Source organism: Lentzea terrae (assembly GCF_003265345.1).
GTDB lineage: Bacteria > Actinomycetota > Actinomycetes > Mycobacteriales > Pseudonocardiaceae > Lentzea > Lentzea terrae.
In genome coordinates, this window is the sequence record NZ_QFWW01000038.1 from 98,988 (window position 1) to 121,744 (window position 22,757).

The 22,757-nt window shown below is 68.4% G+C and carries 25 protein-coding genes; 17 read left to right on the forward strand and 8 right to left on the reverse strand.

The annotated features are described in order from the left end of the window. The first annotated feature begins 118 nt into the window (after positions 1 to 118). Positions 119 to 1,777 carry an MDR family MFS transporter gene (locus DI276_RS47165; RefSeq protein WP_232837408.1) on the forward strand — a complete coding sequence of 553 codons (1,659 nt, stop codon included), beginning with the start codon at positions 119 to 121 and terminating at the stop codon, positions 1,775 to 1,777. Here the strand turns inward: DI276_RS47165 and DI276_RS47170 are convergent. After that, a complete protein-coding gene (locus DI276_RS47170; RefSeq protein WP_112276609.1) occupies positions 1,675 to 2,058 on the reverse strand; it encodes a VOC family protein in 384 nt (127 codons plus the stop codon). The two genes, DI276_RS47165 and DI276_RS47170, sit on opposite strands and share 103 nt — an antisense overlap. Before the next feature lie 139 nt (positions 2,059 to 2,197). On the opposite strand from DI276_RS47170, the gene DI276_RS47175 reads away from it, so the two are divergent. The 3 genes from DI276_RS47175 (at position 2,198) to DI276_RS47185 (ending at position 6,578) form a co-directional block, all read left to right on the forward strand. Further along, positions 2,198 to 3,478, forward strand: a complete 1,281-nt coding sequence (locus tag DI276_RS47175; protein ID WP_157985384.1) for a chondroitinase-B domain-containing protein — start codon at positions 2,198 to 2,200, stop codon at positions 3,476 to 3,478. 78 nt (positions 3,479 to 3,556) lie between these two features. Beyond that, a complete protein-coding gene (gene clpB / locus DI276_RS47180) occupies positions 3,557 to 6,142 on the forward strand; it encodes an ATP-dependent chaperone ClpB (protein WP_112276613.1) in 2,586 nt (861 codons plus the stop codon). A 55-nt stretch (positions 6,143 to 6,197) separates the two neighbouring features. Continuing rightward, the gene (locus DI276_RS47185) at positions 6,198 to 6,578 is read left to right on the forward strand and encodes a hypothetical protein (RefSeq protein WP_232837409.1); all 381 of its coding nucleotides are present in this window, start codon (positions 6,198 to 6,200) and stop codon (positions 6,576 to 6,578) included. Here DI276_RS47185 and DI276_RS47190 read toward each other — a convergent pair. After that, entirely contained in the window at positions 6,561 to 7,724 is a 1,164-nt protein-coding gene (locus DI276_RS47190) for a cytochrome P450 (RefSeq protein ID WP_157985385.1), read from the reverse strand. The two genes, DI276_RS47185 and DI276_RS47190, sit on opposite strands and share 18 nt — an antisense overlap. Before the next feature lie 88 nt (positions 7,725 to 7,812). Between DI276_RS47190 and DI276_RS47195 the strand changes: the two genes are divergently transcribed. From DI276_RS47195 to DI276_RS47220, 6 genes are all read left to right on the forward strand, one after another. Beyond that, positions 7,813 to 8,544 carry a type III secretion system chaperone family protein gene (locus tag DI276_RS47195; protein ID WP_112276619.1) on the forward strand — a complete coding sequence of 244 codons (732 nt, stop codon included), beginning with the start codon at positions 7,813 to 7,815 and terminating at the stop codon, positions 8,542 to 8,544. Positions 8,545 to 8,659: 115 nt separating this feature from the next. Next, positions 8,660 to 8,830, forward strand: coding sequence for an LPXTG cell wall anchor domain-containing protein (locus DI276_RS47200; protein ID WP_112276621.1), 171 nt, complete (start codon positions 8,660 to 8,662; stop codon positions 8,828 to 8,830). Between the two features lie 56 nt (positions 8,831 to 8,886). Beyond that, positions 8,887 to 9,660: an SDR family NAD(P)-dependent oxidoreductase gene (locus DI276_RS47205; RefSeq protein ID WP_112276623.1), complete on the forward strand. Its 774-nt coding sequence runs from the start codon at positions 8,887 to 8,889 to the stop codon at positions 9,658 to 9,660. Between the two features lie 37 nt (positions 9,661 to 9,697). Beyond that, positions 9,698 to 10,012 (forward strand): hypothetical protein, encoded by a 315-nt coding sequence (locus DI276_RS47210; RefSeq protein WP_112276625.1) that lies wholly within the window; start codon positions 9,698 to 9,700, stop codon positions 10,010 to 10,012. Then, on the forward strand, positions 10,009 to 10,908 hold the full coding sequence (locus DI276_RS47215; RefSeq protein ID WP_112276627.1) for a WXG100 family type VII secretion target: 900 nt from the start codon (positions 10,009 to 10,011) through the stop codon (positions 10,906 to 10,908). The genes DI276_RS47210 and DI276_RS47215 overlap by 4 nt, the downstream gene beginning before the upstream one ends. Continuing rightward, on the forward strand, positions 10,905 to 11,342 hold the full coding sequence (locus DI276_RS47220) for a hypothetical protein (RefSeq protein ID WP_112276629.1): 438 nt from the start codon (positions 10,905 to 10,907) through the stop codon (positions 11,340 to 11,342). Before DI276_RS47215 ends, DI276_RS47220 begins: the two co-directional genes overlap by 4 nt. 1 nt (position 11,343) lies before the next feature. On the opposite strand, the gene DI276_RS47225 is transcribed toward DI276_RS47220, so the two are convergent. Then, entirely contained in the window at positions 11,344 to 11,907 is a 564-nt protein-coding gene (locus tag DI276_RS47225; protein WP_112276631.1) for an LURP-one-related/scramblase family protein, read from the reverse strand. A gap of 65 nt (positions 11,908 to 11,972) precedes the next feature. Here DI276_RS47225 and pyrE point away from each other — a divergent pair, with 65 nt between their 5' ends. From pyrE to DI276_RS47245, 4 genes are all read left to right on the forward strand, one after another. Then, entirely contained in the window at positions 11,973 to 12,527 is a 555-nt protein-coding gene (gene pyrE / locus DI276_RS47230; protein ID WP_112276634.1) for an orotate phosphoribosyltransferase, read from the forward strand. 61 nt (positions 12,528 to 12,588) lie between these two features. Next, positions 12,589 to 12,957, forward strand: coding sequence for a DUF2784 domain-containing protein (locus DI276_RS47235; RefSeq protein WP_112276636.1), 369 nt, complete (start codon positions 12,589 to 12,591; stop codon positions 12,955 to 12,957). Next, on the forward strand, positions 12,929 to 13,594 hold the full coding sequence (locus DI276_RS47240) for a TrmH family RNA methyltransferase (protein WP_232837410.1): 666 nt from the start codon (positions 12,929 to 12,931) through the stop codon (positions 13,592 to 13,594). The genes DI276_RS47235 and DI276_RS47240 overlap by 29 nt, the downstream gene beginning before the upstream one ends. A 25-nt stretch (positions 13,595 to 13,619) precedes the next feature. Beyond that, positions 13,620 to 14,714, forward strand: coding sequence for a glycoside hydrolase family 76 protein (locus DI276_RS47245; protein ID WP_112276640.1), 1,095 nt, complete (start codon positions 13,620 to 13,622; stop codon positions 14,712 to 14,714). Here the strand turns inward: DI276_RS47245 and DI276_RS47250 are convergent. Together DI276_RS47250 and DI276_RS47255 are read right to left on the reverse strand one after the other, a co-directional pair. Then, on the reverse strand, positions 14,704 to 15,435 hold the full coding sequence (locus DI276_RS47250) for a sugar phosphate isomerase/epimerase family protein (RefSeq protein WP_112276642.1): 732 nt from the start codon (positions 15,433 to 15,435) through the stop codon (positions 14,704 to 14,706). The genes DI276_RS47245 and DI276_RS47250 overlap by 11 nt on opposite strands. After that, positions 15,429 to 16,406 carry a LacI family DNA-binding transcriptional regulator gene (locus DI276_RS47255; RefSeq protein WP_112276644.1) on the reverse strand — a complete coding sequence of 326 codons (978 nt, stop codon included), beginning with the start codon at positions 16,404 to 16,406 and terminating at the stop codon, positions 15,429 to 15,431. The genes DI276_RS47250 and DI276_RS47255 overlap by 7 nt, the downstream gene beginning before the upstream one ends. Before the next feature lie 34 nt (positions 16,407 to 16,440). Between DI276_RS47255 and DI276_RS47260 the strand changes: the two genes are divergently transcribed. Further along, a complete protein-coding gene (locus DI276_RS47260; protein WP_112276646.1) occupies positions 16,441 to 17,286 on the forward strand; it encodes a PfkB family carbohydrate kinase in 846 nt (281 codons plus the stop codon). Next, entirely contained in the window at positions 17,250 to 17,885 is a 636-nt protein-coding gene (locus DI276_RS47265; RefSeq protein WP_112276648.1) for a nucleoside/nucleotide kinase family protein, read from the forward strand. The genes DI276_RS47260 and DI276_RS47265 overlap by 37 nt, the downstream gene beginning before the upstream one ends. Here the strand turns inward: DI276_RS47265 and DI276_RS47270 are convergent, their stop codons facing one another. After that, positions 17,886 to 18,569, reverse strand: a complete 684-nt coding sequence (locus DI276_RS47270) for a DedA family protein (RefSeq protein ID WP_112276650.1) — start codon at positions 18,567 to 18,569, stop codon at positions 17,886 to 17,888. 156 nt (positions 18,570 to 18,725) lie between these two features. On the opposite strand from DI276_RS47270, the gene DI276_RS47275 reads away from it, so the two are divergent. Next, positions 18,726 to 20,102, forward strand: a complete 1,377-nt coding sequence (locus tag DI276_RS47275) for an FAD-binding oxidoreductase (RefSeq protein ID WP_112276652.1) — start codon at positions 18,726 to 18,728, stop codon at positions 20,100 to 20,102. Here DI276_RS47275 and DI276_RS47280 read toward each other — a convergent pair. Beyond that, on the reverse strand, positions 20,099 to 21,541 hold the full coding sequence (locus DI276_RS47280; protein ID WP_112276654.1) for an amidohydrolase family protein: 1,443 nt from the start codon (positions 21,539 to 21,541) through the stop codon (positions 20,099 to 20,101). The genes DI276_RS47275 and DI276_RS47280 overlap by 4 nt on opposite strands. Before the next feature lie 43 nt (positions 21,542 to 21,584). Then, entirely contained in the window at positions 21,585 to 22,730 is a 1,146-nt protein-coding gene (locus DI276_RS47285; RefSeq protein WP_112276656.1) for a glycoside hydrolase family 18 protein, read from the reverse strand. Positions 22,731 to 22,757 lie beyond the last annotated feature (27 nt).

A 22,757-nucleotide genomic window follows, 5' to 3' on the forward strand; every position in this document is an offset into this window, starting at 1 on the left:
CGCTCTAGTGGCCGGCGCGACCCTGGATGTGACCCATCAGCCATCCCGAATTAGTTGGCCTAGCTAACTATCTCCAGATATAGTTGCGTAGCATCAACTAACTACTGGAGGTGTGGGCTTGAACCGGCCCTCGTCGCATCGGGAGATCCTCGAAGCGCTGTCCGGCATCTGGGTGGCGCTGCTCGTCGCAATCCTCAGCTCCACCATCGTCTCGAACGCACTCCCGACGATCCTGGCCGAGCTCAAGGGCACCCAGACCCAGTACACCTGGGTCATCACGTCGATGCTCCTGGCGAGCACGGCCAGCACGCCGCTGTGGGGCAAGCTCGCGGACCTGTTCGACAAGAAGAAGCTGCTGCAGACGAGCATCGTGATCTTCGTGGTCGGCTCGGTGCTGTCCGGGCTGAGTCAGAACATGGAGCAGCTCATCGCGTTCCGGGTGGTCCAGGGCCTGGGCATGGGCGGCGTGCAGGCGCTCGGCCAGGTCGTGGTCGGCGCGTTGCTCAGCCCGCGTGAACGCGGCCGCTACAGCGGTTACACCGGCATGGTGATCTCGGCGGGCACCGTGGGCGGGCCGCTGGTCGGCGGGTTCCTCGTCGACTGGCCCGGCTGGCGCTGGTGCTTCTTCGTTTGTGTGCCGCTGGCGCTCGTGGCGCTGGCCGTGCTGCACAAGACGCTGCACCTGCCGACCACGAAGCAGCACGTGAAGATCGACTACCTCGGCGCCACGCTCATCACGGGCGGCGTGAGCCTCGTCCTCATGTGGGTGTCGTTCGCCGGCAAGGACTTCGCGTGGTTCTCGAAGCAAAGCGCGCTGTTCGCGGGCGGGGCTGTCCTCGCGATCGTCACCGCGTACTTCGTCGAGCGGCGGGCCAGCAGCCCGGTCATCCCGCTGCACCTGTTCAAGAACCGCACGGTCGTGCTGGCCATGCTCGGTGGCATCGCGGTCGGTACGGCGATGTTCGGCGCGTCGGTGTTCATGGGGCAGTACTTCCAGATCGCGCGCGGGTTCTCGCCCACGAAGGCCGGGCTGCTCACGGTGCCGTTGGTGTTGGGCCTGAGCATTTCAAGCACGGTCAGCGGGCAGCTCATCGCCAGGAGCGGCAAGTGGAAGAGCTACCTGGTGTGGGGCGCCTTCTCGCTGGTCATCGGGCTGGCGTTGCTCGGGACGATCGACCACGACACGAACCTGACGCTGATGGGCGCGTATCTGCTGCTCGTCGGGGTCGGCGTGGGGCTGACCATGCAGAACCTCGTGCTGGCCGTGCAGAACGGCGTGGGCATGGCGGATCTGGGTGCGGCGAGTTCCACGGCCACGTTCCTGCGGTCGCTGGGAGGGACGGCCGGCGTCTCGGTGCTGGGTGCGGTGCTGGCGGCGCACGTGAGCACGAAGACGCTCGACCGCGGCTCCCTCTCCCCAGTCGTGCGGAACTCCTACGGCGATGCGATGGGCGAACTGTTCCTCATCGCCGCTGGTCTCGCGGTCTTCACGGTGATCGCGGTGTTGCTGATCAAGGAGCAGCCGCTGCGGGACTCCGTGGATGTCACCCCAACGGCTTCTGGTGCACAGACGGTCGCCACTGAACTTGATTCACCTGTGGATACTGAACAGCGGATTGTGGACAACCTGGCCCCCGCTGTGGACAAGCTGTTGGTACGAACGAGTGATGGTGATCAAGCGGTCGCGGCACGTTCGGCTGCGCTGCGTTCAACGCAGAACTCGTTGCCCTCGGGGTCGCGCATGGTGACCCAGCCGGTGCCGTCCGGCCTGCGCTGATCGTCGAAGATCGTCGCGCCGATGCCGAGCAGGCGCTCGACCTCCTCGTCGCGGGTGGCGTCGGTCGGCTGCAGGTCGACGTGCAGGCGGTTCTTGATCTCCTTGCCCTCCGGCACGTTGATGAAGAGGTAGCGGATGCCGCTCGGCAGTTGGATCAGGCACTCCGGGTCGCCGGGGTTGTCCTCCGGGTCCAGCGGCAGGCCGAGCACCTGGCCCCACCACGAGGCGATCGTGTACGAGTCACGTGCGTCAACGGTGACGTTGTGGATGATCGAGGTCATGGGACCGATCTTCGCCTAGCCTGGGGGAACCGCCGCCCGGATTTCGGGAAAGGGCGCGTCCATGAGGCTGTTGGTTCCAGCCGCACTCTTCGCTTGCCTGTTCGTTCCGGGCACCGCAACGGCAGCACCGTGCACGACAGTGGCCACGGATGCGGCGCTGGCCGAGGCGATCACCAAACCCAAAACGTGTGTTGTGGTCGAGGACGGCACGTATGCGCCGGTCACGATCAGCGCGGACGAGGTGCACCTGAAGGCGCGCAAGCGTTTGGGCGCCGGGTTCACCACCGGGACCGTGATCGTCACGGGCTCGGGCGTCACCGTCGAGGGCTTCACGTTCACCGGCAGCGCGAACCTCCGGCTCGTCGACACGGTCGGCTCGCGGATCACCCGCAGCCTGTTCCGGTCGTCGGCCGCCGAGTTCGTGCAGGTCCACGGGCAGCGGGGCGATCGCAACCGGGTCGACCACAACGAGATGGGACCCAAGGCGCAGCAAGGGCACATGATCCAGATCGGCGCACGGCCGTTCACACCGACGAACACCCTCGTCGACCACAACTACCTGCACGACCTCGCATCAGGTGTGCAGGGTGGCGAGGCGTTGCGCGTCGGCGGGTTCGGGCCGTCCGGCGACTACTTCCACGCGCACACGGTGTTCGAGTACAACCTGCTGGTCCGGCTGTCCGGTGACGCCGAGGTGCTGTCGCTGAAGAGCTCGGCGAACACCTTCCGCTACAACACCGTCCGCGAGTCCGCCGGGGAGATCAACATCCGGGCCGGGCAGGCCAACGTCATCCACGGCAACTTCGTCTTCGCCGACGGGCTCAAGGCCGCGCACGGCATCCGGCTGAGCGAGGACGACCACGTCATCACCGACAACTACGTCGAGACGCTGGAGGACGCGTTCCTGATGTTCGCGGGCGACGAGAAGCCCGGGAACCCACCGCCAGGTGTGCCGCCGTCGGGTCCGTTCACCGGACACGCGCAGGTGCGCAAGGCGGTCGTCACGGGCAACTCGTTCATCGCGACGGCCGGCCGGGGCGTCGACTTCGGTGGCGGGGTGAAGCCGCCGGAGGACCTGACGTTCGCGAACAACCTGGTCAGCGCGGTCGGCGGCCTCGGTGTCGGCAACGCGGCCACTGTCAGCAGGCCTGTTCACGGTGGCAACCTGGTGTGGTCGCCGCAGCCAGGAGTCTCCGGGCCGGGCTTCCTGCTGGCCGATCCGGCGCTGGTGCGCGGGTCGCACGGGCTGCTCGCACCGACGAAGGCGGCACTCAGGGCCGGTGTGCGCGGCTACGGCAAGTTCGACGTGCTCGGACGCAACCGCTTGTCCCCGCCGGACGTTGGGGCTGTGGAGGCGTCGAGCTGGTCACGGCCCGTGCGCAAACCGTTGACCATCAGTGATGTGGGCCCGTTCTCATAGTTGAGCGGAACACGCTCAACTTTTCTGACGTTGTGCGGAATGATGGTCCATGCTGGAGGCTGACCACGAGGTGGAGGAATGGACGCTTTCAACCCGACGACGAAGACTCAGCAGGCTGTTTCCGCAGCTGTGCAGGCGGCGACCCTCAACGGCAACCCCGACGTGAGTTCGGCGCACCTGCTCAGCGCACTGCTGGCGCAGGCGGACGGGTTGACCGCGCCGTTGCTCTCCGCGGTGGGAGCCGACCCGACGCTGGTCCGCAAGGAGCTGGAGCAGGTCTCCCGGTCGCTGCCCAGCGCCTCGGGCTCGACGGTCTCCGCTCCGCAACTCTCGCGCGACGCCGTGCGGGTGCTCGGCAGGGCACAGGAGCTCGCCACCGAAATGGGTGACGAGTACGTGTCCACCGAGCACCTGCTCGTCGGGCTGGCGCAGCACGGCGGCCAGGTGGCCGACCTGCTGCGGCGGCACGGTGCGACGCCGGACGCGTTGAAGGACGCGTTCGAGAAGGTGCGCGGTTCGGCGCGGGTGACGTCGCCCGATCCCGAGGGCACCTACAAGGCGCTGGAGAAGTACGGCGTCGACCTCACCGAACGCGCCCGCAAGGGCGAGCTCGACCCGGTGATCGGCCGTGACGCCGAGATCCGCCGGGTCGTGCAGGTGCTGTCCCGGCGCACCAAGAACAACCCGGTGCTGATCGGCGAGCCCGGCGTCGGCAAGACGGCGATCGTCGAGGGCCTGGCGCAGCGCGTGGTGGCCGGTGACGTGCCCGAGTCGTTGCGCGGCAAGCGGGTCGTGTCGCTGGACCTCGGTTCTATGGTCGCGGGCGCCAAGTACCGCGGTGAGTTCGAGGAGCGGCTCAAGGCCGTCCTGAAGGAGATCACCGACTCGGCCGGCCAGGTCATCACGTTCATCGACGAGCTGCACACGATCGTCGGCGCCGGCGCGACCGGCGAGTCGGCCATGGACGCCGGCAACATGATCAAGCCGATGCTGGCCCGCGGCGAGCTCCGCATGGTCGGTGCCACGACCCTGGACGAGTACCGCGAGCACATCGAGAAGGACGCCGCGCTGGAACGCCGGTTCCAGCAGGTGCTGGTCGGCGAGCCCTCGGTCGAGGACACCGTCGGCATCCTGCGCGGCCTCAAGGAGCGTTACGAGGTGCACCACGGTGTGCGCATCACCGACGCCGCTCTCGTGGCCGCGGCCACGTTGTCCGACCGCTACATCACCGCGCGCTTCCTGCCGGACAAGGCGATCGACCTCGTCGACGAGGCCGCGTCCCGGCTGCGCATGGAGATCGACTCGCGGCCGGTCGAGATCGACACCGTCGAACGTGCCGTGCGGCGCCTCGAGATCGAGGAGATGGCGCTGGCCAAGGAGTCCGACGCGGCCTCCCTGGAACGGCTCTCGGCGCTGCGGGCCGAGCTCGCGGAGAAGCGCGAGGAGCTGTCCGCGCTGACAGCTCGCTGGCAGAACGAGAAGGGCTCCATCGACCGGGTTCGCGGGTTGAAGGAGCAGCTGGAGTCGTTGCGCGGCGAGTCCGAACGCGCCGAGCGCGACGGCGACCTCGGTCGTGCCGCCGAGCTCCGGTACGGCCGGATTCCCGCGCTGGAGAAGGAACTCGCCGCAGCCTCCGAAGCGTCCACTCAGGACGCCGCGATGCTCAAGGAGGAGGTCGGCCCGGACGACGTCGCCGACGTCGTGTCGGCGTGGACCGGCATTCCCGCCGGTCGCCTGCTGGAGGGCGAGACCGCCAAGCTGCTGCGCATGGAGGACGAGCTCGGCCGCCGGGTCGTCGGCCAGGCCGAAGCCGTGCGGGTCGTCTCGGACGCGGTGCGGCGCACCCGTGCCGGCGTCGCGGACCCGGACCGCCCGACGGGCTCGTTCCTGTTCCTCGGCCCCACCGGCGTCGGCAAGACCGAGCTGGCCAAGGCGCTGGCGGCGTTCCTGTTCGACGACGAGCGGGCGATGATCCGCATCGACATGAGCGAGTACTCCGAGAAGCACTCGGTGGCTCGCCTGGTCGGCGCGCCTCCCGGCTACGTCGGCTACGACCAGGGCGGTCAGCTGACCGAGTCGGTGCGCCGCCGCCCGTACTCCGTGGTGCTGCTGGACGAGGTCGAGAAGGCGCACCCGGACGTGTTCGACGTGCTGCTGCAGGTCCTGGACGACGGCCGGCTCACCGACGGCCAGGGCCGGACCGTGGACTTCCGCAACACGATCCTGGTGCTGACGTCGAACCTGGGCTCGCAGGCCATCGCCAACCCGTCGCTGACGGAGGTGGAACGCCGCGACGCCGTGCTGGCCGTGGTGCAACGGCACTTCAAGCCGGAGTTCCTGAACCGGCTCGACGACGTCGTTGTGTTCCACTCGCTGGCGACCGAGGAGCTCACGTCCATTGTGGACATCCAGATCGCACGCCTGGCGGACCGCCTGGCGGCGCGCCGGTTGACGCTGGAGGTCACGGCCTCGGCGCGCGACTGGTTGGCGCTCAACGGTTTCGACCCGGTGTACGGGGCCAGGCCGTTGCGGCGGCTGGTGCAGTCCGCGATCGGTGACCAGCTCGCGAAGGAGCTGCTGGCCGGTGAGGTCCGGGACGGCGACACGGTTCGGGTCGACGTCATGGACGACAACTCGGGGCTGATCGTGGGCCGCGGAGTCTGAGCTCGGATCCCCCGCAGCGGCGGGTAAGTTGGCCGCTGTGGGGGATCTTCGCTATGTGCGCTACCAATCGGCAGAACCCAACGCCAACGGGCGCTTCCCCGGGATCTTCGGGCTGGTGAACGGCCTGCGCCGGCGCGGTCAGCTCACCGATGAGCAAGAAGCGTTCATGCGTGTCAACAACGCCTGGTACAACGCGGCCTACACCGACCCGTCGACGGTTGACGCGACTGTCTACGACCGGGAGGTCAACCCCGGCGCCCGCGCGTGGTTCAAGATCGAGGCGACGCACTTGTTCGACCGCCTGCCCGGTTATCTGGCGATTCTCGACGCTCACGGCGTGCCGTGGTGTCGGCTGGAATCCGACGACCCCGGCCGCGTCGTCTACGAGGACGCGGACCAGGTCGTCGTGGTGCCGCACTCACCAAGCAACGGGTAGCGAGACCAACGCACGGACGTTGGTCTCCATCCGGTACGTCAGCTCGGACTCGTCCACCGCGAGCCGCAGTCCGGGAAAGCGCTTCAGCACGGACGAAAGCGCGATCCGCAGCTCCAGCTTCGCGAGCTGCGCACCGAGGCAGTAGTGCGGCCCGAACCCCATCGCCAACGGCGCCGCGCCGTCGCGCCCGAGGTCCAGCCGGTCGGGATCCGGGAACACCTTCGGATCCCGGTTGGCCGCCGAGATGATCGGCAGCACCGCGTCGCCCTTCGCCAGCTGCACCCCGTCCAGCTCCACGGCCTCGGTGGTGACCCGAGGCAGCGTCGCCGCCATCAGCCGGGAGAACCGCAGCAGTTCGTCGACGGCCGTGTCGATCAACGCCGGCGAGTCGATCAGCCGCTGCATCTCCGCGGGGTGGCGCAGCAGGGTCAGCAGCGAGTTGCCCAGCTGGTTGACGGTCGTGTCGTGCCCGGCGGCCAGCAGCATCTGCAGGTTCGCCAGCAGTTCCGACGACGTCAGGTGCCCGCCCTCGTCGTGCGCCAGCACCAGAGCGGTGATCAGCTGGTCGTCCGGCCGGACGCGCTTCTCCTCGACCAGGTCGGCGAGGTAGCCCTGCATGTCGTTCTCGGCCTCGCGCAGCTCGTCCGGCGTGAGGCGAGCGGTCATCAGGCGGCCGGTCCAGCGGCGGATGTCCGGAGCGTCGGAGTAGGGCGCTCCGAGCAGCTCGCAGATCACCATCGTGGGCAGCGGGACGAAGAGGCCGGCGACGAGGTCCGTGGGTTGGGCGTCCAGCAGGGAGTCGACGATCGACTGGATGCGCGGTTCCAGCAACGCGACCATGCGCGGGCTGAACGCGGAGGCCACGAGTTTGCGGGTGCGGGCGTGTTTGCGTCCCTCCATCGAGGAGAGCACCAACGGGTTCGCGCCGGACGGCACCGTGACCGGGCCACCAGGGCGGGTGGCCTCCTCGCGGCTGAAGCGCGGATCGGTCAGCACCTGTCTGCAGGCGGCGTAGGAAAGCGCCAGCCAGATCGGGATCGGTCCCATCGTGGCGGACACGACGGGACCACGTCTCAAGAGGAGTTCCTGGGCCTCCGGTTCGTGGTCCAGCGAACGCGGCGTGGTGAACGGGAACGTGACGGACATGCCCTGAAGCACGTCGAATCGGCACGCCCAGTTCACGACGCGCGGAAGTGATCTTCGTTCCACGGGCCGGACCCACTACGCTTCAGCTGTGGGCATACCGGCGTGGGTCTGGTTCACCGTCGCCGCGGTGGCGGGCGTGGCGGGGTTCGCCCTGCTCGCGACCGACCGGGCGCAACGAACCGCGCGTAATCGTGAACGGCGCCGTTGGGCTGCCCTCCGTGGCTGGCAGTTCGAGGAGACAGACCACGTGCTGCCGACTCGCTGGGAAGCGGGAGCCATCGCGTACTACGGCACGGGGCTCGCCCGTGACGTCGTCGCGGGCTCGACCTTCACGGCGGACGGGCGCAGGCAGGTCTACGTGCTCGACCACGAGACCAGCGGCAAGGTCAACTCGGTGCTGGTCGGCGTGCGCTGCCGCAGGGCGTTGTCGGTGGTGATCGAGCTCTGGCTGTCGACCGTGCCGTTCCAGCGCGACAACGACAAGATGCCGATGCCGGACCTGCTCGGGCCGGTGGGGTCGCGGTACGCCTTCGTCACCGACGTGCCGGCCGCCCGCAAGATCATCACGCCGGACCTGATCGACGCCGCTGAAGAGATCGGTGGCGACGTCACGGTCGTCTGGATGGAGAACGACTGGGTGCTGGCCGCCGCGCCGCCGAACTCGTCGCCCGCGCGCCTGGAGCGGCTGCTGCGCGACATCGGTGAGCTGGCGGACGTCATCGACCCGTTCGACCCGGACCCCTCCGAGCGCGAGGAGCCGGTGGAGGACGACGAAGGTGGCGAGGTCTACCGCCCGTCGTTCGGCCGGAAGCAGCCGTAGCCGTAACCAAAGTAGCGTGATCCACCTCACACTTCACTCTGTGTAAAACATTCGTAGCTGATCCAGATACTCCGTGCGTAAGCGTCGTGTCCCCAACCCCCCGGAGGGAAGCACGATGTACGGAGGAAAGGTTGTTCCGCCCGCAGCCGTGGCGGGTACGGCGTCCGTGGTGACGCTGGCCAACACGGGCGCGTCAGTCGGGTGGTTGCTGTTCGGCGGAGTCGCTCTGGTCGTTTCGGGCCTCGCGCTGCGCCTGCTGGTTCTCCGTCGTCCGGCGAAGAACTGAGCGTGATCATCGGCGCGCTTTCGACCCCGGCGTAGACCCGACTACCGTGCGGTGGCATGCCAACCGCACTGGTGACCGGATCGACCGTCGGGATCGGGGCCGCCTTCGCCCGCAGGCTCGCCGCAGAGGGATATGACCTCGTGCTGGTCGCGCGCACCGCGTCCGCACTCGAGGAGATCGCGCAGCAGCTGCGCGATCGGCACGGCGTCCACGTGGACGTGCTGCCCGCCGACCTCAGCGACCACGGCGACCGCGCCAAGGTCGAGGCGCGGCTGGCCGAGTCGCCCGTCGACCTGCTCGTCAACAACGCGGGCTTCGCCAACACCGGCGAGTTCTTCGCCGCGGACGTGGAGAAGCTGCAGGCCCAGCTGGACGTCAACGTCGCCACGGTGCTGCGCCTCTGCCGGGCCGCGATCCCCGGCATGATGACGCGCGGCAAGGGTGACGTGATCAACGTGTCGAGCGTCGCGAGCTTCCTGCCCGGTCGCGGCACCAGCTACAGCGCCGACAAGGCGTGGGTGACGTCGTTCTCCGAGGGCATGTCCCTCGCCGTCGGGCACTCCGGCGTGCGGATCATGGCGCTGTGCCCCGGTTTCGTGAAGACCGAGTTCCACCAGCGGGCGAACATCGACATGTCCAAGACGCCGGACTGGCTCTACGTCGACGCCGACCGGCTGGTCCACGAGGCCCTGCGCGACCTGCGCCGGGGCAAGGTCCTGTCGATTCCCGGCACCCAGTACAAGGCGATCGTGAGCCTCACGAAGGTGCTGCCCCGCGCCCTGGTGCGCAAGATGGCGTCCCGGTTCGCGGGCGGTCGCGGCCGGACGTGAGCGGAACCGACGAGGGTCGGGGAGCGTCGGAGCGCACGTGAGTGAACAGTTCCACGTCGTGCCGGACGAGCTGCGCGGGTACAGCGAGCTGCTGGACCGCAACGCGCAGCACTTCCTGACCATCAAGGACCACGCGATCTCCAAGGGCGGTGACACCGCGGGCTTCACGGGCCTGCTGACGTTGCTGCACCCCGTCGTGACGGGCGTCGCGAACCTCTTCGGGGAGACGTTGGACTTCGCGAACAAGATGATGCTCAAGGACTCCGACGCGCTCAAGAAGACCGCCGACACCTACGAGAAGGTCGACCTCCACGGCGTCCGGCTCCTGCAGCAGGCCGGAGGTGGCCGATGACCGCGTACGCGGACGTCCAGGACCCGTCGGTCGCGCTCAGCGCCGCCGCCGAGGACCGCCCTGGCCGGCAGAGCACCAAGGAGCTCATCGAGAAGGCCGGCTGGAAGATCCAGGGCGTCAACTGGATCTACGAGAAGGTCACCGGCGAGAACCTCGTCGAGTCGCTGATCAACCCGCTGCTCGGCGACTTCGAGAAGATCGACGCCAACGCCAACGCGTGGGACCAGGTGGCGAAGGCTCTGGACGCGGTGCGCCACAACGTCGGCGACGGCGTCGGCCAGCTGGGCCCGCACTGGAACGGCAAGGCCGCGCAGGGTTTCGAACGCCGCATGGACACGCTGTGGGTCATCGCGATCGAAGCGGACTCCCAGGTCGCCAGGATCATCGGCAACAAGTTCCAGTCCATGGCGAACACGTGCCGCACCGCGACGGGGCTCGCGCTGACCCTGCTCGACATGCTGGTCACGAAGCTCATGGAAGCGGCGATGACCTTCTTCATCCCGGTGGTGGGCTGGGGCAGGGCCGTGTGGATGGTCTACGACGCGATCCAGATCGTCGACCGCATCCGCAAGATCATCATCGCGATCCAGACGATGATCGAGGGCGTCCAGGGCATGGTCGACGGCATCGTCGCGATGGGCACCGCGCTGATGAAGATCAAGGACGTCCGCGACGTCAACGACGCGCTCGACGTGGTCGACGGTGTGCAGGACGGCAAGCAGAAGTACGACAACGGTGTGTCGGCCGTGAAGTCCGGCGCCCTCAGTGCTGCGTGGGACGGGTACAAGCTCAAGAGCTCCGTTGGTGCGGCTTCGACCAGGTACAGCACACCGCCGGCCACAGGAGCTCCCAGTGGTTCCGCCGCCTCCGGCGCTGACGGTGGAGGACAGCAGTGACGTTCCCGTACGACCAGGCTCGGTTGCAGCAGCTGTTCGACGACGTCGACACCAGGACGGCGGCGGCGGTGCAGGTCGCTCAGCAGGCCGCGCAGTTCCAGCCGCGCTCGAAGGGTCTCACCGAGGCCGACCTCGCCGAGATCGAGCGGTTCGCCCGCGGCGGCAAGGCGCCCAAGGAGCTCAGGGACCTGCAGGGGCGCGTCGACGCGGGAGAGTTCTCCTGGCAGGACGTCGCCGCCGGGCGCGTGCTGGGCGACGAGGGTGTGCAGAAGGCGCTCGCGAGCTCGCTCGGAGACTTCCAGCGCGCCTACACGGCGATCCAGGAGGGCCAGGACATCGACGACATCATCGCGTCGGGGAACCCGGCAGCTCGGCCGCCACGCGACGATGACGACGAGGACGGCCCGAGCCACTTCCGTCAGGACGCCTGGTAGCTCAGGGCACGATGTCGATGCTCTGGTCGATCTGAGCCGTGCCCTTGCCCCGCGCGATGTCGAAGGCGAGGGCGCCGGCGACGGCCAGTGACCGCAGCGGTTCGGTGAGGCCGGGACGAATGCGCACCACGTCCCGGCGCACCCGCTGCCCGTGCCGCTTGGCGCGGTGACCGGTGTGAATCTGGGCGACGTCGCCGAGCAGGCATACCCGCGTGCCGTGCGCGTCGTGCAGTGCCTGCCGCCGGACGCTCTCTTGGCGCAACGACCCGATGGCCTGTCCGTCGGGAGTGGTGACCCGGATGTGCGGCCTGCGCCCGAACGGCTTGCGGATGTGCAGCAACGGCTGCCCGTGCGGCGCGGTGACCACGAGGTCGAACGACGTCCACCCGGAGAAGCCGGTGTAGCGCAACGGCCGCTGCAGACCTGGCCCGGAACGTTCGGCGACGCCGGCGAGCGGCATGTCCCGTTCGTCGAACACCTGCACCCGGTAGTGCGGCCGGAAGAGCAGGCTCAGGAAGTTGAACTGGTGTTCCACGAAGAGGGTGTCGGTGTTCAGCAGGCTCACGGTGATGCAGGGTATGCGGCACCGATCGCCCATGTGTGCGAAGCTAGCGACCCGTGCGAACTGAAGTGGTCTTGGACGCGAACGCGAAGTCGGAACTCGCTCGTCTGGTGAGCGAATTGGCCGTGGTGCACGGCAAGGTGACCCTCTCCAGCGGCAAGGAAGCCGACTACTACGTCGACCTCCGCCGGGCGACGCTGCACCACGCGGCGGCCCCGTTGATCGGCAAGCTCCTCCGCCAGCTCACCAGCGACTGGGACTTCGTCGCTGTGGGCGGTCTCACGCTCGGTGCCGACCCCGTCGCCTACGCGATGATGCACTCCGCTGCGGCCGCTGGTGACGTGCTCGACGCCTTCGTGGTGCGCAAGGCCAGCAAGGCCCACGGCATGCAGCGCCAGATCGAGGGCATCGACGTGCGCGGCCAGCGGGTGCTCGCCGTCGAGGACACCTCCACCACCGGCGGTTCGGTGCTGACCGCTGTCACGGCGTTGCGCGAGCACGGTGCCGAGGTCGTGGGGGTCGCCACGGTCGTCGACCGCGGCACCGGAGCCAAGGAAGCCATCGAGGCCGAGGGGCTGCAGTACCGGTACCTGTTGGACCTGAACGACCTCGGGCTCGCCTGAGAGGTTTTATCGAGAGCGCTTCGAGCTACCCCGCCCTAGTCTGGAGGGCGGGGTGGTGCGAATGGCCAGGGTGCTCGTCGAAGCGGTCGTGGTTCTGCACTTCGCCTTCCTGGCGTTCATCGTGCTGGGAGGGTTCGTCGCGTGGCGCTGGCGGGGCGTGATCTACGCGCATCTCGCCGTCGCGGTGTGGGCGATCCTCAGCCTCACGATCGATCTCACGTGCCCGCTGACCGTGCTGGAGAACGAGCTGCGCGGGCAGGCGGGCATGCCGTTGCTGGAGACCGGGTTCATCGACCACTACATCGACGGCGTCTGGTACCCGCAGAGCGCGACGACGCTCGTGCAGCTGGTGCTCGGGGCGATCGTCCTGGCCTCGTGGATCGGCTTCTATGCTGGCGGCCGTGCTGCTCGAAGGCTTTCACGCTGTTAAGCACGCGTTGCGCTTCGGCGCCGACGTGCACCCGTTGCTCACCACGGACCTCAGCGCCGCGATCAGCCTCGCCGAGACGCACGCGCCGGACCTCGTCGAGCAGTTCAAAGGCGCCACCGAGGTCGACGAGAAGCACTTCAAGCTCCGGGCCGGCCGCACGCACCCGACCGGGGTGGCGGGGTTCGCGGAGAAACCCGACCTGCCGTTCGATCGCAACGCGCCGATCGTCCTGCTCGACAACCCGCGCAACCTGGGCAACTTCGGCGCCACCATCCGGGTGGCGGCCGGTCTCGACGCGGGTGGCGTGCTGTCCACCGGCGACGTGGATCCGTGGCACCCCAACGTGCTGCGTGGATCAGCCGGCCTGCACTTCGCCCTGCCCGTCGCCAAAGCCACCAGCCTCGACTTCCCGGGCGAGCTGATCGCGTTCGACGCCGACGGCGATCTCCTCGCGGGTCCGATCCCCGACAACGCCGTGCTGGCGTTCGGTTCGGAACGCCACGGCCTCTCCGAAGAGGTCCGCGAGAAGGCCACCAGGATCGTCCGGCTGCCGATGCGCGCGAAGGTCAGCAGTTACAACCTGACAACTTCTGTGGCCATGGGCCTCTACCACTGGGCGATTCACCGAGCTTCTTGACCGGTCAAGCACTCACCATGATCCCGTGGTGATCGCGAAACTGCTGGCGGCGCGCGCGGGCGTCGCGGAGCGCGCGGTGTACTCCAGGCACCTGCGGCGGGTCTGGGGTGTGCCGGGCACGCTGCTCGGTGCACGCGCCTGGCCTGCGCTCGTCAGGGACAAGCTGCACCTCAGCTTCAGCTACTGGTGGCAGGCGCACCTGCTCGACTGCATGATCGACGGCTACCTGCGCTCGCCCAGCGAGCTGCGCAAGACCGCCATCACCAAGGTCGTGCGGGGCATCCGGATGCGCAACGTCCTGGGCTGGACCAACGACTTCTACGACGACATCGCGTGGCTCGGCCTCGCCCTGCAACGCGCCGAAAAGCACCTCGGCATCGCGAAGCCCAAGGCGCTCAACGCGATCGCGGAGCAGCTGCGGGACGGCTGGACCGACCACGCCGGCGGCGGCATCTGGTGGAAGCGCAAGGACGACTTCAAGAACGTGCCCGCCAACGGTCCGGCCGCGATCTTCCTGGCCCGCCAGAACGAACGCACCGACCTCGCCCGTGCCAGGTCGACCGTGGACTGGATCGAGGACAACCTCGTCGACCCCGGAAGCGGCCTCGCCTGGGACGGCCTGCACGTCCACCCCAACGGCGAGATCCGCGAGTACGAGAAGAACATCTACACGTACTGCCAAGGAGTTCTGATCGGCGCGTGCGTCGAGCTGGCCCAGCACGGGCAGCAGGAGAAGTGGCTGGGCAAGGCCGCCCGCACGATCACCGCGGTGCACGACGACCTGGCCACGAACGGCGTGATCAGGGGCCAGGGCGGCGGCGACGGCGGCCTGTTCGCGGGCATCCTCACCCGCTACCTGGCGAAGGCCGCGCTGACGATCCCCGAGCTGGACCCGGAGCGCCACGAGACCGCCGACCTGGCCAGGGAGCTCGTGATCCAGTCCGCGGAGGCGGCGTGGCTCAACCGCGTGATGGCGGTGAGCGGCCCGCTGTTCGGTCCGGAGTGGACGGTCCCGGCGGACGAACGGGAAGGCCGCGACCTGTCCGTCCAGCTCGGCGGCTGGATGTGCCTGGAGGCCGCCGCTCTGCTCGAACGGCACGGCCTCGACGTCACGGCTTGAGGTAGCTCAACAGGGTTTTGGCGTCCTCGCGGAACTGCTCCGGCGAGTCGTCGAGCACGAACTCCAGCAACGCGTTGCGCTCGATCCCGTCGCGCGCGAGTTCGGTCAGCACCGGCTTCCACAGGTCGCGGCGCGCGGCGAGCGGCAGCCGGTCCTCGTAACCGCCGGAACCCCACGAGAACACGTGCGCGGTCACCGGTTCCAGCGTCCGCACCTCGTGCACGGCCGAGAACACGTCCTGGCCTCCGCGCGGCTGCCAGTACGGCACCACGCCGTCGACCTCGTCGAGCAGTTGGACCGCGGAGTCGAGCGTGTCCGTCAGCGTGTTCCGGTGGTACTCCAACGCGATCCGCGTGCCCATCGCGTCCGCGTGCTCCACGGCGTGCTGCAACGCCTCGATCACCGGCCCGCGGTCGGGGCACTCGGCCGACCCGGCGGTGCCGGCCCAGACCCGGACCAGCGGCGCGTCCAGCTCGGCCGCGGTCTCCAGGATCGCCGCCAGGTCACCGCGATCGGACACGCCGGCCCGGTAGTACGACCCGTACGCCGCCACCTTCAGCCCGGTGTCCAGCGCCCGCCGGGCCGCCGCGAAGTCACCGGGCGGCACGTGCACGTCGGCGCCCCACTCCACGGCCTGCAGCCCGCACTCCGTCGCCAGGTCGCCGATCTCCTCGACGGTCAGCTGCCGGAACGTCACCGAGACGAGGCCGGGGATCAGCATCCGCAGGACTGCCTGTGCATCAGCGAGGGCGCCAGCCGGATGGTCTCCGGCGGCCGCTCCGGGTCGGCGATCCGGGACAGCAGCAGCTTCACCGCGGTCCTGCCGATCTCCTCGACCGGCTGGGCCAGCGTGGTGAGCGGCGGTTCGATCAACGTCGCCCATTCGACCTCGTCGTACGCGACGACCGCGAGGTCCGTGCCGAGCTTGAGGCCACGAGCGCGCATTTCGTGCAGCATCCCGACCGTGACGAGGTGATCGGCGGCGACCACGGCGGTCGCCGGGTCGTCCTGGTCGAGCAATGGCGCGAGCCAGCCGCTCTGCGACACCAGCGCCTCGTCCCACTTCAGCCCCGCACGGCCGAGGCCGAGCCGGTAGCCGAGGATGCGTTCCTCGGTCGTCGCCACACCGGCCTTGCCGCAGACGATGCCGATCCGCCGGTGGCCCAGTTCGGCGAGGTGGCGGACCAGACCCGAGGTGGCCTGGACGTTCTCCGGCCCGACCTGGTCGATGTCCTTGGCCACGGTCAGCCGGTCCACCAGCACCGTGGGGATGCCGAGCCGCTTGAGTTCCGGCAGCACGAGGCTTCCACCGGCGGCGGCCGTCGGTGTGAGCAGCAGTCCGTCGACCCGGCGTGAGCGCAGCATTCTGACCGCGGTCTGCTCGGATTCGGGGGTGTCCCTGGTGTCGATCAGCACGAGCGAGTAGCCGTTGCGGGTCGCTTCCGACTCGATGGCGGCGATCAGCTCGGCGAAGTACGGGTGGGAGACCAGCGAGACCGCGAGGCCCAGCGACTTCGTGCCGCCCATGACCAGCGATCGCGCGATGGCGTCACCCGTGTACCCGGTTTCGTCGATCGCCTTCTGGACGCGCTCTCGCGTGTCACCGGCTACCGGCCTGGTCTCGTTGATCACGTGTGACACCGTGGTGATGGAGACCCCCGCGAGAGCCGCGACATCCCGCATGGTGACCATGGCCAGGGACCTTACCCGTTTGGAGGAAGCCCAGATGGCAGCCGTGCTGTGTGTCGGGCTGACAACTCTCGATGTGACTCAACGGGTGGATGCCTTCCCGGAGCCCGGCGAGAAGGTCCGCTCGCTCGACGCACAACTCTCGCCCGGCGGTCCTGCGGCCAACGCGGCCCGTGCCGTCGCGGCTCTCGGTGGTCAGTCGGCACTGCTCACCGCGTTGGGTGCCGACGCACTGGGTGAATTCGTCCGGGCATCCTTGGACCCGGTCCAAGTCACCGCCGTGGCCGGAACGACGCCCGTGAGCATGGTCGTCGTCAGAGCCGCAGATGGGGAGCGCACGGTCGTCTCCCGCAACGCGTCGGTGCCGGTCGTTGCGCCGGATTTGTCCGCTCTGCTCGACGCCGCGGACGTCGTGCTCTTGGACGGACACCACGACGGCCTGGTGATCCCCGTCGCTCAGCAGGCGAAAGCACGGGGATTGACTGTGGTGCTCGACGCCGGGAGCTGGAAACCTGTCCTCGATCACCTGTTGCCGCTGGTGGACGTGGCTGCCTGCAGTTCGGGGTTCGAGCGGTCCGAGGCCGAGGTGCACTCGTACGGAGTGCCGCTGGTCATTCGCACGCACGGTGCGAATCCGGTGACCTGGTCGCGGAACGGCTCGACCGGCGAGGTGCCCGTGCCCGCGGTGGAGGTGAAGGACACGAACGGTGCCGGCGACGTCTGGCACGGCGCGTACGCCTGTGCGCTGGCGTCAGGTGCGGATCCGGTCGCGGCCATCGGCTTCGCGTCGGAGGCGGCGGCGGTCCGGGTCGGTGCGGTCGGGGACTGGGTTGAGAGGTTGGCGCGGTGGCAGGACAGCAGGTCAGGTTCGACGAGCTGCTAGAACGGGCTCGAGTGCTCACCGACCAGGGTGAGCGCAAGATCCTCGGGATCGGCGGGGCGCCCGGCTCCGGCAAGTCGACGCTCGCGCGCCGGCTCGTCGAGGCGCTCGACGGCCAGGCCGTGCTCGTCGAGATGGACGGCTTCCACCTCGCGCAGCGGGAGCTGGAACGGTTGCGGCTGGTCGAACGCAAGGGCGCGCCCGACACGTTCGACATCCCCGGCTACGTGGACCTGCTCGGCCGGATCAAGGCGTGCGGGCCGGACATGATCTACGCGCCGGAGTTCCGCCGCGAGATCGAGGAGCCGGTCGCCTGCGCGGTGCCGGTGCACCCGGACGTCCCGCTCGTCGTGACCGAGGGCAACTACCTGCTGCTCAACTACGACAAGTGGAAGCGCGTCCGGATCATCCTCGACGAGGCCTGGTTCCTGTTCATCGACGAGGACGTGCGCGTGCAGCGGCTGATCGACCGCCACCTGCGGTACGGGCGCACCCTGTCGGAGGCGGAGGAACGCGTGCTGCACGGTACCGACCACGTCAACGCGCTGATGGTCAACTCGTCGAAGGGGTCAGCGGACCTGCTGATCACGGAGGTGCTGTAGCTACTTGCTCGGGTGCGGGTGCGGGTGGTGGTGGCTGAGGTGCTCGAGGTCCTCGCTGGTCTCGTCGATCGGCTTCTGCATCTCCTGCCGGTAGCGCCAGATGCCCCACCCGGTGCCGCCGAGGAAGAACGCGATGCTGACGATCAGCGCGGCCGTCTCCAGCCACGGCAGCTGCTGCAGGATGCCGGCACCGTAGTAGCCGGCGAGCACGAGCGTCGGCACCCACGCGATGGCACCGATGGTGGTGGCCAGCGTGAACTTGCGGACGTCCATGCGAGCCGCACCGGCGATCATCGGCGCCAGCGTGCGCACCCACGGCAACCAGCGCGCGAGCACGACGGCCCAGAACCCGCGCCGGTCGAGGAACTCACCGGCTCGTTCGAGGTTCTTCCGGTTCAGCACCTTGCCGCCCTTGCGGGCCAGCACGCGCGTACCGGTGTGCCTGCCGATGTAGTAGCCGACCTGGTTGCCGACAACGGCCACGATGAGCGCCACACCGGACAACGCCCACGCCGACAGCTCGCTGTTGTGCGAGGCCAGCACGACGCCGGCCGCGAACAGCAGCGAGTCACCGGGCAGGAACAACCCGAAGATGAACGCGCACTCGAAGAAGATGAAGCTCAGCACGATGACCCACACGGCCACCGGACCTGCGGTCTCCAGCGAGGCAAAAGCATGCGCCACGGTGAACCAGCCTACGTCGTGCTGCGCGGGCGGCGCGGCGACATCGGTCTAACGGGATCACGAAATCTGCATTGAGCACGCTCGGTCACCACGTGAACTCCCCTTCCGTTGAGATCACCTTCGAGTGAACCAGTCGAATCGGACTAGCGTGGGAGCATGGAGACCTTGCTCGCCGAACTCCGCACCGCACTCGGCTCCAGTGGTGTGCTCACCGACGCCGATGTCACCGCGAGCTACCAGCGCGACATGATGCCGTTGGCGCCGCACGGCAGCCCGCTGGCGGTGGTGTTCCCGTTGAACACGGAGCAGGTCCAGGCGGTCGTCCGTGCCTGTGCACGGCACCGCGTCCCCATCGTGCCGCGTGGCGCGGGCAGCGGCCTCTCGGGGGCCGCGAACGCCATCGACGGCTGCGTCGTCCTGGTCACGACCAAGATGGACGCCATCGTCGAGATCGATGCCGACAACCGCCTCGCCGTCGTCGAGCCGGGCGTGATCAACCTCGACCTGCGCGGAGCCGTCGAGAAGAACGGCCTGTTCTACCCGCCGGACCCGAGCAGCTACGACTGGTGCACGATCGGCGGCAACCTCTCCACCAACGCAGGCGGCCTGTGCTGCGTGAAGTACGGCGTGACCACCGACTCGGTGCTGGGGCTCGAAGTGGTCCTGGCCGACGGCGAGGTCCTGCGCACGGGCCGGCGCACGGTCAAGGGTGTCGCGGGCTACGACCTGACCAAGCTCTTCATCGGCTCCGAGGGCACGCTGGGCGTGATCACCAAGGCCACGCTGGCTCTGAAGCCCCTCCCGCAGGCGCCGGCCACGCTGGTCGCCGCGTTCAGCAGCACCGCCACGGCCGGTGCCGCGGTGAGCCGGATCGTGCGCGAGGGCCTGGTGCCGTCGCTGATGGAGATCATGGACCGGACCTCGATCGAGGCCGTCGAGCAGTACCTGAAGACCGAGATCGGTGCCGGGCCCGGCTGCGCGGCGCTGCTGATCTGCCAGTCGGACGCGGGCGGTGAACAGGCCAGGCACGAGCTGCAGCAGATCGAGACCATCTGTGCGGAAGCCGACCTCGTCTACGCGACGCACGACATCAACGAAGGCCGCGACCTGCTGACCGCGCGTCGGGCGGTGCTGACCGCGTTGGAGGTCTACGGCTCGTGGCTCACCGACGACGTGTGCGTGCCGCGCACCCGCATCGCCGAGCTGATCCAGGGCTGCGAGGACATCTCCAAGGAGGTCGACCTCAAGATCGCCGTCGTCGGCCACGCGGGCGACGGCAACATGCACCCGACGATCGTCTACGACCCCACCTCCGCGGACGAGTTCGCGCGGGCGCAGAAGGCGTTCGACGACATCCTCGCCGTGGGCCTCGCGTTGGGCGGCACGGTCACCGGTGAGCACGGCATCGGCAAGATCAAGCGCGAGTGGCTGGCGAAGGAGATCGGACCGGTCGGCCTCCGGGTGCACCGCGACATCAAACGCGCGCTGGACCCGGAGAACCTGTTCAACCCCGGCTCGATGTTCAGCCTCTAGCAGCAGGTCCGCACGGCAGGCGGGAACGGCTCCTGAGCGGCCTTTTCCACGTCCGCGAGCATTTGCTGCCGTTCCGCCGGTCCGAGCACCCTGCCCCGCGTCAGCACGGCGTGGATCCGTTGCGTGTTGCAGATGTCCTTGACCGGGTTGCCGTCCAGCACGACGAGGTTCGCGTCCGCGCCGGGCTGCAGCGTGCCGTTGCGCGTGCCCGCCTGCAAAGCGGCTTTCGGGGACAGGCCCGCTTCCACCAGCAGTTCCAGCTCGTCGTGCACCGAGAAGCCGGAGAACACGTACGGGTTGCCCGCGTCCGTGCCGAGCAGCACCTCGACGCCGTGCGAGTGCATCTCGGCGACCTGGTCCATGCGGCGCCGGAAGAACTCGGCCTGCTGCCGGATCTCCTGCGGTGTCACCGGTGCCCAGTTGTTCAGGTTGTCCCGCCAGAAGTCCCGGTAGAACGCGGGCATGTACCTCAGCCTCGGGTCGTTCGCGTACCGGTCCGCGGGGCTGGCGTACACCCGCATCGCCACCATCGTCGGGCACAACGCGGAACCGTTGCGCCGCAGCACGTTTGCCACCCGCACCGCCTTCGACCTGCTGTGCGACAAAGCCGCCGCGCGTTCGAACTCCAGCACCTGCTTGAACCACGCGAACGAGTTCGCCGGGTCGAGCGGCAGGTCCGCGATCGCTTGGCGCAGCTCGGTTTCACGCGTACTGGTCGCGAGCGGCAGGCCGTACATGTGCTCGAACGTGCGCTGGCCGAGCGAGCTCGCGTCCCCCAGAGCCACGTGGTTCGAGCAGTGCCCGGCGAAGGTGATGTCCTGCCGCGCGCACTCGTCCGCGATGGCCGTCAACGTGGGACGGTCCAGGTACGAGTAGACCTTCACGAAGTCCGCGCCCTGGGTCTTCGCGTCCCGCACTGCCTGGCGGCCCTCGTCCGGCGTGGCCACGATCTGCGCGCCGGGCAACGTCGAGTGCGGGCCGTCGATGATCGTGCTGCCGACGACCAACCGCGGTCCGAACACCTCGCCGCGTTCGATTCGCGCGCGCAGCTCGTAGATCGGCGGGAAGCCCCACATCTCGCGGATGCCCGTCACGCCGTTGACCAGGCACAGCGACAACGTGATGCGGTCCAGGTACGCGCCGTGCACGTGCATGTCCCACAGGCCGGGGATGACGAACTTGCCGGGCAGGTCCAGCACCGTGGAGCCGCGCGGCAGCGGCAGGTCGCGCGACCCGACCGCGAGAACCTTGTTGTCCGCCAGCACGATGGTGGCGTTGGGGACAACGCGTGCGGAGTCGACGAGCGTGACGCCTCGCAGTGCGGTGACGCTAGTGACATCAACAGCCACAGCAGCGCTGGCCCGGCCCGGTGCGAGCACTGCTGCCGCACCGAGCCCTGCCAGCCAACCCAGCACTTCACGTCGAGTGGTGTCAGTCATGCCGTTCAACCAACACCTTGACGTTGCGTCAGACTCAAACCCGTTAGCGCGACATCGCCTTCAGCAGCGAGTACTGGGCGTCGTCGTGCCCGAGCTCCCACATGAACGTGCCGAGCAAGCCACGAGTCTTTGCGAAGTCCGCGCGGATCCCGATCGACCGCGGGTTCTCGTACGACACGAACTTCTTCTCAGCCGCGTTGTACAGCCACGGCGACTGCGCGACCGGGTGCCAGTACTCCTGCCAGCCCGGAGATGCCTTGAGCTTCAACGCCTCCTCGTAGCCGTCGACCCAGAACGCGCTGTCGTAGGCCTGGTAGAGGCCGTGCTGCGGGCCTTCGGTCTGCACGTTGAAACCGCGGCCGTAGAACGGCACGCCCAGCACCATCTTGCGCGGCGAGACGCCGTGCCGCTGGTAGTAGTTGATGGCGCCGACGACGTTGTTCCAGCGCCGGTCTGCAGGTGGCATCGGGTCGTTGGCCACCTCGCGGAACGGCGCGTTGAACGTGGCCACGGGCGAGAAACCGGTGCCCATGTCGTAGGTCATGACGTTGATGAAGTCCATGAGCTGCGACAGTTCGCGGAGCTCGAACGACTTCGCCGGGTCGTACGGGCCGTCGGTCTGCAGGCGGCCGGTGGGCAGCGCTGCGGTGACCAGCCGTTTCCCCAGCGCCTTGCGGAAGTCGCGGGTCAGCAGCGTCATGTTGCGCTTGTCCTCCGGCCGGTCCTTGATCTCGGTCGGACCGCCGTGGACCGGAAACTCCCAGTCGATGTCGATGCCGTCGAACGTGCCGTCGCGGAAGAACAGGTCCACACAGGACTTGACCAGGACGGAACGCGACTCGGCCGTCAGTGCGGCATCGGAGAAACCGCCCGCACCCCAGCCGCCGAGCGAGATCAACGCCTTCAGGGAAGGCTTGCGCTGCTTCAGATCCCGGATGTCGGCGAAGTCCTTCGCAGCGGTCGCCGCGGGCATCACGCACTTGCCGTTCTCGATCAGTGCGAACGCGTAGAACAGGTGCGTGATCGGCGTGTTCGTGGGAATGGACGAGATCGGCTTCGAGGCGCTGTACCAGTTGCCGTAGTAGGCGCCGACGATCTTGCGCGGGCCGGCTTCAGCTGCAGGGACAACGCCAAGTGAGACGGAAAGTGCGGCCAGTGCGACCGCCAATCCCTTGCGGAGCAAAGACATCAGTGGCCTCTATCGCTCTTCGGCAAT

Bases quoted from the DNA above. Each gene is read 5' to 3' on its own strand.
- DI276_RS47170 (WP_112276609.1), bottom strand. From the start codon at position 2,058: ATGACCTCGATCATCCACAACGTCACCGTTGACGCACGTGACTCGTAC.
- clpB (WP_112276613.1), top strand. From the start codon at position 3,557: ATGGACGCTTTCAACCCGACGACGAAGACTCAGCAGGCTGTTTCCGCA.
- DI276_RS47190 (WP_157985385.1), bottom strand. From the start codon at position 7,724: ATGTCCGTCACGTTCCCGTTCACCACGCCGCGTTCGCTGGACCACGAA.
- DI276_RS47200 (WP_112276621.1), top strand. From the start codon at position 8,660: ATGTACGGAGGAAAGGTTGTTCCGCCCGCAGCCGTGGCGGGTACGGCG.
- DI276_RS47205 (WP_112276623.1), top strand. From the start codon at position 8,887: ATGCCAACCGCACTGGTGACCGGATCGACCGTCGGGATCGGGGCCGCC.
- DI276_RS47215 (WP_112276627.1), top strand. From the start codon at position 10,009: ATGACCGCGTACGCGGACGTCCAGGACCCGTCGGTCGCGCTCAGCGCC.
- DI276_RS47235 (WP_112276636.1), top strand. From the start codon at position 12,589: ATGGCCAGGGTGCTCGTCGAAGCGGTCGTGGTTCTGCACTTCGCCTTC.
- DI276_RS47250 (WP_112276642.1), bottom strand. From the start codon at position 15,435: ATGCTGATCCCCGGCCTCGTCTCGGTGACGTTCCGGCAGCTGACCGTC.
- DI276_RS47255 (WP_112276644.1), bottom strand. From the start codon at position 16,406: ATGGTCACCATGCGGGATGTCGCGGCTCTCGCGGGGGTCTCCATCACC.
- DI276_RS47260 (WP_112276646.1), top strand. From the start codon at position 16,441: ATGGCAGCCGTGCTGTGTGTCGGGCTGACAACTCTCGATGTGACTCAA.
- DI276_RS47275 (WP_112276652.1), top strand. From the start codon at position 18,726: ATGGAGACCTTGCTCGCCGAACTCCGCACCGCACTCGGCTCCAGTGGT.
- DI276_RS47280 (WP_112276654.1), bottom strand. From the start codon at position 21,541: ATGACTGACACCACTCGACGTGAAGTGCTGGGTTGGCTGGCAGGGCTC.
- DI276_RS47285 (WP_112276656.1), bottom strand. From the start codon at position 22,730: ATGTCTTTGCTCCGCAAGGGATTGGCGGTCGCACTGGCCGCACTTTCC.